This window comes from Palaeococcus ferrophilus DSM 13482 (assembly GCF_000966265.1).
In the GTDB taxonomy this organism is placed as follows: domain Archaea; phylum Methanobacteriota_B; class Thermococci; order Thermococcales; family Thermococcaceae; genus Palaeococcus; species Palaeococcus ferrophilus.
On the sequence record NZ_LANF01000006.1, the window covers coordinates 131,331 to 144,843 of the forward strand.

Below are 13,513 nucleotides of genomic sequence, written 5' to 3' on the forward strand. Positions count from 1 at the left end.
AACATGATATCGTCATATGCCGATATAGTGGGGCCAAAGCTTTTAACAGCGAAGGGCTACTATCCCCGGGATGCCCATGAAGCTGGGGGGAATAGACGAAGCTGGAAGGGGGCCCGTGATCGGGCCGATGGTCATATGCGCCGTAACGGTGGACGAGGAGAGGCTGGACGAGCTGAGGGAGCTCAACGTGAGGGACTCGAAGAAGGTGAGCCCGCGCAGAAGGGAGGAGCTCTTTGAGAAGCTCACGGAAATCCTCGACGACTACGTCATCCTCAAGCTCTGGCCCGAGGAGATTGACTCCCGCACGGGAACCCTCAACGAGTTCGAGATTGAGAACTTCATAAAGGCCCTAAATTCCCTCCGCGTGAAGCCGGAGGTTCTCTACGTTGACGCCGCGGATGTCAAGGAGGAGCGCTTCGGCGACCTCATAGGGGAGAGGCTAAACTTCAAGCCAAGAATAGTTTCGGAGCACAGGGCCGACGACAAGTACCCCCCCGTTTCAGCGGCCTCGATCCTCGCCAAGGTCACGAGGGACAGGGAGATAGAGAGGCTCAAGGAGGAGTACGGCGAGATTGGGAGCGGGTATCCGAGCGACCCAAGGACGAGGGAGTTCCTTATCAAGTACTTCAGGGAACACGGTGACTTCCCCCCGATAGTGAGGCGCACATGGAAAACCCTCAGGAAGCTCGAGGAAAGTCTGAGGCCGAAAGAACCCGTCCAAAAATCACTCACGGACTTTTTGCGTTGATGAGCTCAAGGAAGTTGCTCTCAACTTTCCCCCTAACACGGGCCAGCTTGCAGTCGGCGGGGGAACCAATGACCGAAATCCAGCCGTAGATGTAGATTTCAAACTCGCTCTTTTCCCCGTGCTGCAGGTGGTTTAGGAAGAGCTCGGGTATTCTTGCGTTGTCAACGTAGGCGACGATGAGCATGTTCTGAGTCTCGTTGGCGTCGAAGCTCCTCGTGAATATTTTCTCTCCCCTCGAAACCTCCACGCCGTTGAAGAACACCCGGTAGTGGATGCCTCTGAGGTCAACGGGCACGTTGTTCGGATTGGTAACGAACACGTTGAGCCTTATCTCCGTGGCCCTTTCCGGGGCGGCGAGCTCTGCGTAGTTGAGGGTCATCCGCAGGGGCTCAACCGGAAGGTCGCACTCCGGGAAGTTGGCACTTTCGAGCACTATCGAATCCTTTATGTTGGTCTCAAGGGATTTCCCAACGGAGAGCTCAACGTTTCTTTCACCAAAGCGGTAGAGGGCCTTCCCCCTCACCACCAGCCGGAGGGTGCTCTTCTCGCCACTTCTCACGTGCTCCTTCCACCCTTCGATTATCCCGACGGTGTTCATGACTACCTTTCCCCTCACCGTGGTGGAGCCCATTGCAGGGATCGTGGTGTTTTCGCCCGCCCCGTATGCTATGGGCACGTCGTTTACGTAGAGCTCCAGCATGGGGTAGTCAATCGTGTAGCTGAAGGGTAGGAAGTTCCTCACCTTTACGGAGGTCTCCAGAGTTAAGGGAGAATTAAGCGCAACAATGTTTGAATCGTAGGAGGAAATTGTCATGGAATATGTCAAATAAGCCGAGAACATGAGAAGGATTGTTATAAGTGCGAGGATAGTGCGCCGACTTCTTATTCTCGCCATAACTCCCTTCTTTGTTTTGTTTTTTAAAGAATTTAAGTTTTTTCTGGGAACGGCAACAAGGGTCGAGAAGCTATATCGTGGGAGAAATTTGGAAGAAGCTGGCGGACCGGCGGGGATTCGAACCCCGGACCCTCGGCTTAGGAGGCCGATGCCCTATCCTGGCTAGGCTACCGGTCCACTTCGAGGCCATTCTTCTCTCAAAATAGAAGGGTATTTAAGCTTTACGGTTCTAGGAGTTAGGGGGAGTGGTATGGACGAGATAGACAGGAAGATACTCAACATGCTGATGGAAGATGGGAGGATTTCCTACCGGGACATGGCCCGGGAGCTTGGAATAGCCGTTGGCACAGTCCATAACAGGATAAAAAAGCTTGAGGAGAGAGGGATTCTGAAGGGCTTTCTCCCCATCATAGACTACGAGAAAGCCGGCTACGGTCTCACGACAATAATCGGCATCCAGGCCCAGGGAAACAGGATAGTGGAGATTGAGAAGCGCATAGCAAAGGATCCCCACGTCACGTGCGTTTACGACGTAACGGGAGATTACGACATAATAATCATCGCGAAGTTCAGGGACAGGAAGGACATGAACGCCTTTGTGAAGTCCCTCCTGAGCATTGAGGGGGTGGAGAAGACCACGACCCACGTGGCCATGGAAATAGTTAAGGAAGATATGCGCATCGAGGTCTAGACAACGTAGTAAGAGCCCTCCATACTGAGAAACCTTCTTGAGAAGTCCCTCATGGTCTCCGCCGGTAACTTAACCTTTTTTCCATTCAGATCTCCCTCGAAGATGAGGGGCTTGTCCTGGAGCGACTCTTCAACGAACTCGGCGAAGCGGTGCACCTCCCCCATCGTCATGGCCTTCACAATCACGTACTCGCTGAACTCGACGACCCTGATTGCACCCCTAAGAACTATCTCCTCGCCGCAGTCCTCCCTGCTGCAGTGAAACTCGAAGGGCTCCTCTGCCTTCGTCTCCACCATCACGCTCTTTCCGCGAACACCGTACACCATGAACCTGTCCATGAACTGGAGCTCGTCAAGTTCCTCCTTAGTTAGCTCCCTCCGGATGTGGACGTGCTCCCTCAGGTGGCTCTCGAGATTGCCTTCAAAGCCGCAGATGGGACACTTCATCACTCCACCCTCTTTACGACGAACTCACAGTAGGGGTCGCCCTTGGCCTCACATTTAACCTCCTCACCCTTCCACTTGCCTCCCACCCACTCCTCGACAATCCTCGTGATATACCCCGCGTCGTGCCAGTGGACGGCCTTTCCAAAGTTGGGCATCCTAGGGAATAGGTTCTTGCCCCTGACCACCACCACGTCGTCCTCGACGAGGGGCACCTCGACCACCCCACCGCCGCTGATCTTCGTGGAGTGGGCGAGCCTCTCAAGCGACTCCCTAAGACTCTTATAGGTAGCCTTATCAACCCTCGCCACTTCCTCGGCGTCCTTGACGCCCCAGAAGTACAGAAAGTCCTTGGCCCTATCGTAGCCGAGGTACTCGATGATGCTCTCCAGGAGGGAAGCTTCCGAGGACTCGTCTATAATCTGAATCCTAACGTCCTCCTGCCACAGGATACCCTCATCGTCCAGGTGAAGTGCCTCCTTTATCCTCTCCACGCTCTCGTAAAGTTCCCACGCCGGGATTATTCCCTCCTCCGTCCTGACGTATCGGAAGTTGTTGACAGAGCTTATGGGGTGGGGAGCCTTCTCAACGAAGACTCTGTGCTTCTGCGTATCCACGTGAACTATATACCCGAAGGGGATGGATATTAGCGTACCTTCCGACTGGGAGGCGAGGGAGGTTGTGAATGATGTTACGGTTGGAATCCCCGATATCTGCAGTGTGTTTATAAAACGGACCATTATCCTGATGAACTCCTCCTTTATGATGGACATGGCGTAGAGCACGGAGAGGTCATCGAGCACCAGGTAGTCGTACTTTCCCCTCTCCAGCTCGTCTCGGATTATCGCGGTGGTAATAGGAAGGTCGCGAGGATTTGAGAGCACCCCCGGGCCCGAGATTGGGGTGGGGGAGTAGAGGTTTGTGTAACCATCGAGGATTTTGACGTTCTCAAAGTTGCTGTAATCCACACCGAAGTTTTTGAGCCATCTCTTGAGCCCCTTTATGTCCTGTCTGAACTCCACGAGGAGGACCTTCTTTCCCTGCTTGAGGAGGGCCTTAACGAACTGGTGCATCAGGATAACGTTGTCATCGTGGAAGCTACCCGTAAACAGTATGGGGTATCCCTCGCGGACACCCCCGCGAAGCACCTCATCAAGCCTTCCAATTCCCGTACGGAGTACGGTCATAGGCGAACAACCACCTCTACGGGAATTTTATACTCCTCATGGAGCCTGTCTATGGTGTCCCCAACACCAACGAGGAAGAACATTCCAGCGGCCTTTGCCCCGGCCTGGTGGCACATCTCTATCAAGGCCCTCTGGGTCTCGCCGCTCCTTATGACATCGTCCACTATGAGGACCTTATCCCCCTTCTTGAGGGCCCAGTACGGGAGGTACAGCGTGGAGACGGTTCCCGAGGCACTGGGGACGTAGTTGACCTCGTAGAAGCGCTCGATACCGACCTCCTTTTTCTTCTTCGCGTAGACGACGTCAACGTTCAACTCGTTGCCTATGTGGACGGCGAGGGGTATCCCGTCCGTTGCGGCGGTGAGGATTTTATCCACATCCTTTCCCATGTATCTGGCCGCAACGTTCTCCGCGATGAGGCTCATGAGGGCAGTGTCACTGAGCACCGCCATATTATCAAAGAGACCGCGCTCATCGAACCTTATTCTCCGCTTAACCTCTTCCTCGATGTTTATGTAGGGTGACAGCAGCTCAAGGAGTTCTTTTGAGCGTCTGCTGCTTGGGAGCACCTTACCCCTCACGTATCTGTTGAGCACTGTGATGGGCAATCCTGTGATTTTTGAGAGTTCCTCGTAAGTATAGCGCTTTTTTAACAGCTTAAGTATTCTTAAAAGCCTTAATTTTTCTTTAACTGCCGCGAGCTGGCTCATTCTCTCTCCCTCCTTGGGAAGAAGATTGACAAAAAAATGTTTAAATAGGTTTCGGTTTACCCAGAGCGTGGATAAATGGAAAGAAACCCCCCTCGTTGTCTTCACTCCCTGAGGAACTCGAGCTCCTCAACGAGAGGCTTCTCCCTCTTCTTCAAGTCCCTCTCCGCCATGTAACCGTAAAGCATGACCAGCAACTCCATTATCTCACCTCCTTTTTTGTCTCTCCGTAATATACAGGTATTTTTTAGGTTAAAAGCTTTTTCAGCACCTTTACAGGGCCAGATGACCATGAAAAGGCATTCTAACCATAAAAAATGCCCGCTGATAACTTTTTAGCCTTAATGAACATGTTTGTTCAAGAAAAAAGAGTTTAAAGGAACTTTTTTCTCAAAATGCGCACATTTTAGGGAAATTCCACATTGCTAAGGGTTATAAACTGCCGGGCCCCTTTTTAATCAGGTGGTGAAAATGGCACTTGAAAACCTCGGAAAGGCCCTTAACAGCGCGCTCAAAAAGCTCGCGAGGTCAAACGTTGTGGATGAGGCGCTCATCAAGGAGGTCATACGAGACATCCAGAGGGCCCTGATAATGAGCGACGTTAACGTCCGCCTTGTTCTCGACCTGACGAAGAAGATAGAGAAGAGGGCCCTTGAGGAGAAGCTCCCTCCAGGAATATCGAGGAAAGAGCACATAATCCACATCGTCTATGAAGAGCTCACGAACTTCCTCGGGAAGGAAGCGAAGCAGATTGAGATAAAAGAGAAGCCCACAATCCTGCTCACCGTTGGAATTCAGGGTTCGGGTAAAACCACCACGATAGCGAAGCTCGCGCGGTACTTCCAGAAGAGGGGCTACCGCGTGGGCCTGGTGTGTACCGACACCTGGCGGCCGGGTGCCTACTTCCAGCTCAAACAGCTCGTGGAGCCCTTCGGCATCGAGGTCTTCGGTGACCCGGAGGAGAAGGACGCTGTGAAGCTCGCGAGGGAGGGTGTCGCCCACTTTAGGGAGAAGGGCGTTGATGTCATCATAGTGGACACCGCTGGAAGGCACAAGGATGAAGCCGGGCTCATAGCGGAGATGAAGGAGATAAGCTCCGTTGTGAATCCCCACGAGGTGATACTCGTCATAGACGGCACCATCGGTCAGCAGGCCTACAGCCAGGCCCAGGCATTCAAGGAGGCAACTCCCATAGGCTCGATAATCGTCACGAAGCTTGATGGAAGCGCCAAGGGTGGTGGAGCCCTCTCCGCAGTGGTTGCCACGGGAGCACCGATAAAGTTCATAGGTGTGGGCGAGCGCGTGGAGGATTTAGAGCCCTTTGATCCAAAGCGCTTCGTTTCAAGGCTCCTGGGTCTCGGTGATATACAGGGGCTCCTGGAAAAGTTCGAGGAGCTCAGCAAGGAGCAGGAGATAAAAGAGGAGGACATGGAGAAGTTCCTCAAAGGGAAGTTCAACCTCCGCGACATGTACGCACAGCTCGAGGCCATGAGCAAGATGGGGCCGCTCAAGCAGATTATGCAGATGATTCCAGGACTCGGCTATTCCGTCCCCGATGAGTTCCTTCAGGCAGGGGAGCAAAGGCTTAAGAAGTTTAAGGTCATTATGGATTCCATGACGGAGGAGGAGCTGGAGAGACCAGAGATTATAAACTACTCCCGCATAAAGCGCATCGCCCGCGGTTCCGGGACCTCTGTGAGCGATGTGAGGGACCTGCTGAACCAGTACAATCAGATGAAGAAGTTCTTCAAGAGCATGAACAAGAGAAAGCTCTCCCGCCTAGCCAAGAAGTTTGGTGGAATGAACTTCGGGGGGTTTGGGATATGATTGAGGCTTTCATTATGGTTGTCGTCCGACCCGGAAAGGAAGAAGAGGTATACAACGCCCTGAAGGAGGTTCCCCAGGTCAAGGAGATTTACAGGGTTTACGGGGAGTACGACGTGGTTTTAAGGGTCGAAGTGGGGAGCATAAAGGAGCTCGACGACTTCCACGACCACGTGCTTAGGAAGGTCAAGAACGTTGAAATGACGGAGACCCTGATAGCGAGCTCCTACAGGGGGTGATGCCTTGAGGGACGCGAAGTCCCTTGTGGCCACCATCTACCTCGACACGGGAAGGGTGGAGTTCGACCCTAACTTTAAATTTAAGTGCCTCGACGACTGTGCCAAATGCTGTGTGGAGCTCGACATTCCCCTGAGGGACGAGGACATCACGAGGATAGAGGAACTCGGCTACAGCACGTGGGAGTTCGTGGACTATGAGAAGATGTTCTACCGCGGAGACAGGTTCGTGGGTTACGCCCTCAAAAAGCGCCCCTTCGACGGTGCCTGCCCCTTCCTCCGGGAGGACGGGAAGTGCGCCATCTACCCCCACCGCCCCCTCGCCTGCCGTCTCTATCCCTTCCTCCTCGTCAAGCACGGGAACGTCCTCGAGATTTACGTCAGGAACGTTGAGTGTCCGGGTATAGGCCACGAAGAGGGCCGGCCCGTTGACGAAGCCTTTATTGAGGAGTACTTCGGCGAGGTGGTGGAGGAATACAGGGGGAAGATGAAGTCCCATGGAGCAATGGTCGGGCAACGAGCGTGACAGCTTTTTGTTTTATTATGTAATTATGCAATTGTGTTTTTAATTAGAAAGGAGGGAAAGGTGTGAGGAGAATAATCCCCATTCTCATTGCCATCTTAGTTGTGAGTGCAGGATGTGTTGGGGAGAAACCCGTGAGTCCATCCACCACAACAACCGTGACCCCTGAAGAGACCGCCACCACCGAGGTTCCCAGAGAAGAGACAACGACTGAAACACCTGCCCCCACTATGACGACAGAGGGGACCGTCAAAGTTACGTTCATCGTCTCGGTTCCAGATTATACCCCCGAGAACGACTCGATATACATAGCGGGCGACTTCAACCGCTGGAACCCCGGCGACGAGAGGTACAGACTGAGGAAGCGCGACGACAGAAGGTGGGAGATAACACTCGAGTTCCCCTACGGGAAGAAGATAGAGTTCAAGTTCACGCGCGGCTCCTGGGAGAAGGTTGAGAAGGGTAAGAACGGCGAGGAGATCCCCAACCGAGTGATGGTGGTTGAAGAGAGCGGAACCTACGAGTTCACCGTTTATCAATGGAGGGACTACGTGGAGGAGGTCGGAGTGGGCGAGCACACTATAACCGGGAACGTGACGACCTTCAAGATGCTCATCCCTCAGCTCAACAGGACGAGGAGGATATGGGTGTACCTACCGCCCGACTACAACACTTCCGGCAGACACTACCCCGTCCTCTACATGTTCGACGGTCAGAACCTCTTCGACAGTGCAACTTCATTCGCGGGCGAGTGGGGCGTCGACGAGACTCTCGAGAGGCTCTACAACGAGAGCGGCTTCTCCCTAATCGTCGTCGGCATAGACAACGGCGCTGACAAGAGGATAGATGAGTACGCCCCCTGGGTGAACAGGGAATACGGCAGAGGCGGCGAGGGCGACGCAATGGTGAGGTTCATAGTCGAGACACTTAAGCCATACATCGACTCCCACTACCGCACCGTTCCCAACGAGACCGGGATAATGGGCTCTTCCCTTGGCGGCCTGATGGCGGTCTACGCGGGCTTCGCCTATCCGGAGACCTTCCGCTACGTCGGGGCGATGAGTTCGGCCTTCTGGTTCAACCCGGAGATATACGACTTCGTGAGGGATACCACCGGCCCAGAGAAGATCTACATCGACTGGGGAACCCTCGAGGGGAACGACCCTGGCGAGATGATAGCGACGAACGAGAAGATGGTGGAGATACTGAGGGAGAAGGGCTACGTCGAGGGGGAGAACCTTCTCGTGGTGGAGGACAAGGGAGCCACGCACAACGAGTACCACTGGGGCAGACGGTTCCCCAACGCTGTGCTCTGGCTCTTCGGGGGGTGAGCCCCAACCGCAAACTTTATAAACCAATGACCGAGAGTATGCATCGGCACGGCGGTCATAGCGGCGGGGTCACACCCGGACTCGTTTCGACCCCGGAAGTTAAGCCCGCCAGCGATCCCGGTTGTACTGCCCTCCGAGAGGGGGCGGGAACCCGGGGACGCCGCTGGCCTCCCAAATTCTCCCAACACTTCTTCCTTACAAAAGACGCTGTCAAAATTAAAAGTATTAAAAGTTAAAGAAAAGGGTTCATTCGTCCACGCGCTCAAAAATCTCCTGTGTTATCTTGAGAACAGCCCTGTAGAGCTTCTCGCTTATTATGCCGTCGTTGTAGTGCTCCTCAAGCTTCTCCCTGTCAAGGATCTCCTTCTTTCCATCGGGCCACTTAACTATGTCCACCTCGAGGTCTATGTAGCGGGCCCTGTCCGGGTAGAGCTCTATGGGAGTGTTTATGTTGTAGTACTCACCCTTTAGCTCGCCGTTCCTCGAGTAGTAGGAGTGCCTGAACCACCACTTTCCTTCCTCTATCTCCGTTATGGCGTAGTCGCCGTTCTCTATGGGCATCTCGAGGCCGTCGTAGAACTTGCCCGGCTTCAGGCGCCTCTTGAAGACGACGCGGAGCGGGTTGAGGGAGACCTCCATTACCTCTCCCGGCCCTATGCGAACCTTCTGCCCATCGGGCTTGACGTGCTCGAGGTGGAAGAGCCAGCCGGGTTTGGGCCCCTTGTTGTTAACGACTGCCTCAATAAAGCCTTCCCTTACCTTGGCCCTTCCGCCGGTTCTCGCGAGGATGCTCTCGGCTATCTCCACCGCGAAGCTGAACTCCGGGTCGTAGGCCTTGAACTGGTGGTGGCCCTCTATGGTGGGAACCGCCTTGTCCCTTACCTCATCGAGCTTCTTTTTGGCCCCTCCTCCAAACTCGACCTCGTATATGTTCCGCCCCTCGATAATCTTGGCGGGAGCGGAGTAGCTTTCGGCCTCTTTGAGCCTGTCCGCGAGCTTTGAAAGGTTTATGAGCTCGTCCCTAAGGAGGTTCCAGTCCTTGTAGGCAGCAGCCGTTCTCCAGAGTATGCCCCACTCCCCGAGGTCTATGCTGAGCCCGAGTATCTTGAGCCTCTCGCGCTCGCTGTTCTCCCTTATCTTGCGGGAAATCTTGACGTGCTTTTGAGCCCCCACGGGCTTTGGTATTAGCACCGCGTAGTCACCGGGTATGGTAAGGTTCGGGCTCAGGTGGGGCAGGACGTTGTACTTCTTGACCTGGACGAGCACCTCGTCCCCTTCCACCGCATCCGGAAGCTCGTTTATCCGCATCGTGCCTATTGCGTCGCCTATGTCCACGTATATGTACTTCTCGTCCCTGTTAACCACTATGCCCTTGTAGATGCCGTAGAGCTGGTAGGGCATCTTCCTAAAGAAAACGTCTATAAGCTCCTCCTCAAACACCTTTTTAACGTCTTCAACCCTTGTTCCGACTAAAATAACTCCCTGGTCGTCCTTTTTGTCGTAGATGTCCACGTCGAAGTCCTCGTAGCTCTTCTCGAGGTTAAGCCTCTCGGCGATTTTCTTGCTCGGCTGGCTTATCTTAAAGCCCCTGTCAAGGAGCAACTTCGTAAGTGCTGTGCTATATATTCCTCGAATCCTCACCGAAACCTCTGAGTTTGTAGACACTTTCACCACCCCGTTTTCGTCTTTCCACAACACCAATGAGCGTCAAGCCCTCCAGTATGTCCTCCGAAGGAGTTCCGCTTAGTTTTTCCACGTTCCGGGGTTCAACCCATAGAAGCCCCATGGAGTGCCACTCCCTGAGGGCCTCTTCAACCTTGTAAACCCATGAGGGGTGAGTGTAAAGGTGATACGTCAGGTGGAGCAGTTTTTCGAAGCGGGCCTCTATTTCATCAACCTTCTCTATACGCTGGAGTATTCCGGAGGGAAGCTTTTTTTCTTTTTCGCTTTCGCCTATGAGGACGAGACCCTCAACGTCCGCACTGAGGTTCTGAAGGGCCGTGGTCACGGAGTAGTCGTATATCCTGTAGAACTGGATGAGCCTCTGGATTGCGGTGTTGAACTTCGCCCTCTCGCTGTAGCTCTCAAGGGCGTGTCCGAGGGCGGATAGGGTCTCCTCAACCCTGAACTTCATCTGGTGCTCATTCTTCTGGAGTTCCTTCGCGTTATCCGCGAGCCCGTAGAGGGCCGCGGCGCGGTATATCTCCGATGAGAGGAAGAACTTCTCCTCGATTATACCGTGAATCTCCCTGAGAATAGGGGCGAGTTCCTCAACACGCGATGAGGGGCCGGCCTCTAGAAGTGCCGCGAACCTCTTCTCAAACTCCTTGTGGAGGAACGAGGCTTTTTTCACCATCTCCCTTAATTCAGAAATCTCCATTGCTCCCACCCAAATCCTTTTAGGGGAAGAGGTACTTTTACTTTTCGCCCGGGGGAGGAAGTATGAGGATAGGCTTCATAATCAACCCAATAGCGGGGATGGGCGGGAAGGTCGCCCTCAAGGGAACAGACGGAGTTGTGGAGGAGGCGATTAGAAGGGGAGCTAGACCCGTAGCGGAGGAGGTGGCGAGACTCTTTCTTCACGAGCTGACCCACTACGTAGAGGCTTCCGACGTGAGCTTCCTAACGGGGCCCGACGGCATGGGTGAGAGAGTCCTCGGGGATTTTGAGTTCCCGTTCGAGGTTATCCCCCACCGTAAAATCGGCCACCGCGAGGTCGAGGGTGTGAGGATTCCCGACACCACAAGTGAGGACACGAAAACCCTTGCAAGGACGATGGTGGGGAAAGTAGACATGGTGCTCTTCGCGGGGGGCGATGGTACGGCAAGGGACGTTTTCAGCGCCGTTGACAGGGCCGTTCCAATCCTCGGAATTCCCACAGGGGTCAAGATGTTCTCCGGCGTCTTCGCGGCATCTCCCGAAAACGCGGCTCTCATACTCGTTGAGTTCATGAAGGGAAACGCGAGGGTAGTGGAGCGGGACGTTATGGACCTCGACGAGGAGGCCTACAGGAGGGATGAGGTGAGGCCAAGGCACTACGGAAAGGCCCTCACTCCCTACGTTGAGCTGCTGGTGCAGGGGGCCAAGGAGCCCACCCAAGTTGACGAGGAGGAAGAGGTTGAGGCGATAGCGGAGGCACTCGTTGAGGAACTCGAGGACGGTGTGTATTTCCTCGGGGCGGGCTCGACCCTCAAGAGGATCAAGGAGCGGCTCGGGATAAACGGAACCCTCCTGGGCATTGACGTCGTGGAGATAAACGATGGAAAGGCGAGGCTTTTAGTGAAGGACGTCTCCGAAAGGGATCTGCTGGCCTTCATCGAGAGAAGACCAAAGGTCATAGTGACCGTCATTGGGGGGCTGGGCTTCCTGTTCGGACGCGGCAACCAGCAGTTCTCGGCCGAGGTTCTGAGGCACATTCCCAAGGAGAACATCATCGTCGTGGCAACGCCCTCAAAGCTCAGGGGAGGAGTGATAAGGGTCTACACGGGCGACCGAGAAGTGGACGAAAAGCTGAGGGGCTACATGAGGGTGAGGGTGAGCCCCTGGGCCGAGCGCATGGTGAAGGTCATCTAGGGCGCGATGGACATAAGCGGACATCCTTCTCTTTCTGTTCATAATGGGACATATTTAATGGCCGTAAAATATATAAGCTTCCAACTTTTAGTGTAAAATGGTGATGTCATGAAAGCGGTTATTCTTGCCGGCGGATTTGGAACGAGGCTCAGGCCGATTTCCTCAACGAGGCCAAAGCCAATGGTGCCTGTTCTCGGAAAACCGAACCTCGGCTACATCCTCGAGGCCCTCCAGAAGGTTGACGAGGTTGACGAGATTATACTCTCAGTTCACTACATGCGCGGCGAAATCAGGGAGTTCATCGAGACTGAGATGGTGGACTACCCCAAGGACATACGCTTCGTGAACGACCCCATGCCCCTCGAAACGGGCGGTGCACTCAAGAACGTTGAGGAGTTTGTGAGCGACGAGTTTCTGGTGATCTACGGCGATGTTTTCACGAACTTCGACTACGGGGAGCTCATCAAGGCCCATAGGGAGAACGATGGGCTAGTGACCGTGGCCCTCACGAAGGTCTATGACCCAGAAAAGTACGGTGTTGTGGAGCTCAGTGAGGACGGAAAGGTGGTGGGCTTCGAGGAGAAGCCCCACAGGCCCAAGACGAACCTCATAGATGCCGGAATCTACGTGGTGAACAAGGAGATCCTCAAGGACGTTCCCAAGAACAGGGAGGTATACTTTGAGCGCGAGATACTCCCCAAGTACGTTGGCCAGGGGTTGGTTTACGGACACCTCATGCCCAGGGAGACCTACTGGGTTGACCTCGGAACGCCCGAGGACCTCTTCTACGCCCACCAGATAGCCCTGGACGAGATAACCAAGCAGAACGGATACTACACGATAAAGGAGGGCGCTGAAGTAGCTGAAGATGTGGAGATACAGGGGCCGGTCTACATTGACAGTGGGGCAAGGGTAAAGCCAGGCGCAAAGATAAAAGCCTACACCTACATCGGTCCCAACACCATAGTCGAGAAAAAGGCGTACCTCAAGCGCTCGATACTCATAGGGAGCGATATAGTGAAGGACCGGGCCGAGATAAAGGACAGCATCCTCGGCGAGGGCGTCATCGTTGGCAAGAACGTTATAATCAAGGAAAACGCCGTCCTCGGAGACTACGCCAAGATACACGACAACCTCGTTATCTACGGGGCAAAGGTTCTCCCGTGGAAGAAGGTCGAGGAGTATGAGGCGTGGATAAAGCTCAAGCTCGACCCCACCAAAGTCAGGCCAGAGCTCACACCGGACCGCTGCCCTCTCGGACTTCCTGAGTGTATTTACAAGAAGTTCAAGGCCATAGCGGGAGAGAAGCCGCCCTGTGATGAGTGTATCGAAAACCAGTGGCTCTTCTGAGCCTT

The 13,513-nt window shown here is 54.2% G+C and carries 14 protein-coding genes, 1 tRNA gene and 1 rRNA gene; 9 read left to right on the forward strand and 7 right to left on the reverse strand.

Features of this window, described 5'->3' with window-relative positions:
* Positions 1-76 precede the first annotated feature (76 nt).
* Positions 77-748: a ribonuclease HII gene (gene rnhB / locus PFER_RS01930; RefSeq protein ID WP_048148160.1), complete on the forward strand. Its 672-nt coding sequence runs from the start codon at positions 77-79 to the stop codon at positions 746-748.
* On the opposite strand, the gene PFER_RS01935 is transcribed toward rnhB, so the two are convergent.
* Both PFER_RS01935 and PFER_RS01940 read right to left on the reverse strand, forming a co-directional pair.
* Positions 729-1,643 carry an LEA type 2 family protein gene (locus PFER_RS01935; protein WP_048148162.1) on the reverse strand — a complete coding sequence of 305 codons (915 nt, stop codon included), beginning with the start codon at positions 1,641-1,643 and terminating at the stop codon, positions 729-731. The genes rnhB and PFER_RS01935 overlap by 20 nt on opposite strands.
* Positions 1,644-1,742: 99 nt before the next feature.
* Positions 1,743-1,820, reverse strand: a tRNA-Arg gene (locus PFER_RS01940).
* A gap of 73 nt (positions 1,821-1,893) precedes the next feature.
* Between PFER_RS01940 and PFER_RS01945 the strand changes: the two genes are divergently transcribed.
* Positions 1,894-2,334 (forward strand): Lrp/AsnC family transcriptional regulator, encoded by a 441-nt coding sequence (locus PFER_RS01945; protein ID WP_048148163.1) that lies wholly within the window; start codon positions 1,894-1,896, stop codon positions 2,332-2,334.
* Here the strand turns inward: PFER_RS01945 and PFER_RS01950 are convergent.
* Genes PFER_RS01950 through PFER_RS01960 form a run of 3 tightly spaced genes read right to left on the reverse strand, consistent with a single transcriptional unit; the run spans position 2,331 to position 4,674 of the window.
* Positions 2,331-2,780, reverse strand: coding sequence for a hypothetical protein (locus PFER_RS01950; protein ID WP_245612405.1), 450 nt, complete (start codon positions 2,778-2,780; stop codon positions 2,331-2,333). The genes PFER_RS01945 and PFER_RS01950 overlap by 4 nt on opposite strands.
* The gene (locus PFER_RS01955; RefSeq protein WP_048148165.1) at positions 2,780-3,964 is read right to left on the reverse strand and encodes a V4R domain-containing protein; all 1,185 of its coding nucleotides are present in this window, start codon (positions 3,962-3,964) and stop codon (positions 2,780-2,782) included. Before PFER_RS01955 ends, PFER_RS01950 begins: the two co-directional genes overlap by 1 nt.
* The gene (locus PFER_RS01960; protein WP_048148167.1) at positions 3,961-4,674 is read right to left on the reverse strand and encodes a phosphoribosyltransferase family protein; all 714 of its coding nucleotides are present in this window, start codon (positions 4,672-4,674) and stop codon (positions 3,961-3,963) included. The genes PFER_RS01955 and PFER_RS01960 overlap by 4 nt, the downstream gene beginning before the upstream one ends.
* A 468-nt stretch (positions 4,675-5,142) precedes the next feature.
* On the opposite strand from PFER_RS01960, the gene PFER_RS01965 reads away from it, so the two are divergent.
* From PFER_RS01965 to rrf, 5 genes are all read left to right on the forward strand, one after another.
* On the forward strand, positions 5,143-6,498 hold the full coding sequence (locus PFER_RS01965; protein WP_048148169.1) for a signal recognition particle protein Srp54: 1,356 nt from the start codon (positions 5,143-5,145) through the stop codon (positions 6,496-6,498).
* Positions 6,495-6,734, forward strand: a complete 240-nt coding sequence (locus PFER_RS01970; RefSeq protein ID WP_048148171.1) for an Lrp/AsnC family transcriptional regulator — start codon at positions 6,495-6,497, stop codon at positions 6,732-6,734. The genes PFER_RS01965 and PFER_RS01970 overlap by 4 nt, the downstream gene beginning before the upstream one ends.
* 4 nt (positions 6,735-6,738) lie before the next feature.
* Complete coding sequence (locus PFER_RS01975) at positions 6,739-7,257, forward strand: YkgJ family cysteine cluster protein (protein ID WP_048148174.1); 519 nt, start codon at positions 6,739-6,741, stop codon at positions 7,255-7,257.
* A gap of 62 nt (positions 7,258-7,319) precedes the next feature.
* Positions 7,320-8,585, forward strand: coding sequence for an alpha/beta hydrolase-fold protein (locus tag PFER_RS01980; RefSeq protein ID WP_048148176.1), 1,266 nt, complete (start codon positions 7,320-7,322; stop codon positions 8,583-8,585).
* A gap of 47 nt (positions 8,586-8,632) precedes the next feature.
* Positions 8,633-8,754 (forward strand): 5S ribosomal RNA (rrf, locus tag PFER_RS01985).
* Positions 8,755-8,831: 77 nt separating this feature from the next.
* On the opposite strand, the gene PFER_RS01990 is transcribed toward rrf, so the two are convergent.
* Both PFER_RS01990 and PFER_RS01995 read right to left on the reverse strand, forming a co-directional pair.
* Positions 8,832-10,250 (reverse strand): DUF402 domain-containing protein, encoded by a 1,419-nt coding sequence (locus tag PFER_RS01990; RefSeq protein ID WP_048148177.1) that lies wholly within the window; start codon positions 10,248-10,250, stop codon positions 8,832-8,834.
* Positions 10,204-10,965, reverse strand: coding sequence for a hypothetical protein (locus PFER_RS01995; RefSeq protein ID WP_048148180.1), 762 nt, complete (start codon positions 10,963-10,965; stop codon positions 10,204-10,206). Before PFER_RS01995 ends, PFER_RS01990 begins: the two co-directional genes overlap by 47 nt.
* 62 nt (positions 10,966-11,027) lie before the next feature.
* On the opposite strand from PFER_RS01995, the gene PFER_RS02000 reads away from it, so the two are divergent.
* A complete protein-coding gene (locus PFER_RS02000; RefSeq protein WP_048148182.1) occupies positions 11,028-12,158 on the forward strand; it encodes an ATP-NAD kinase family protein in 1,131 nt (376 codons plus the stop codon).
* Between the two features lie 108 nt (positions 12,159-12,266).
* Positions 12,267-13,508, forward strand: a complete 1,242-nt coding sequence (locus tag PFER_RS02005; protein WP_048148184.1) for a sugar phosphate nucleotidyltransferase — start codon at positions 12,267-12,269, stop codon at positions 13,506-13,508.
* Positions 13,509-13,513: the final 5 nt, after the last annotated feature.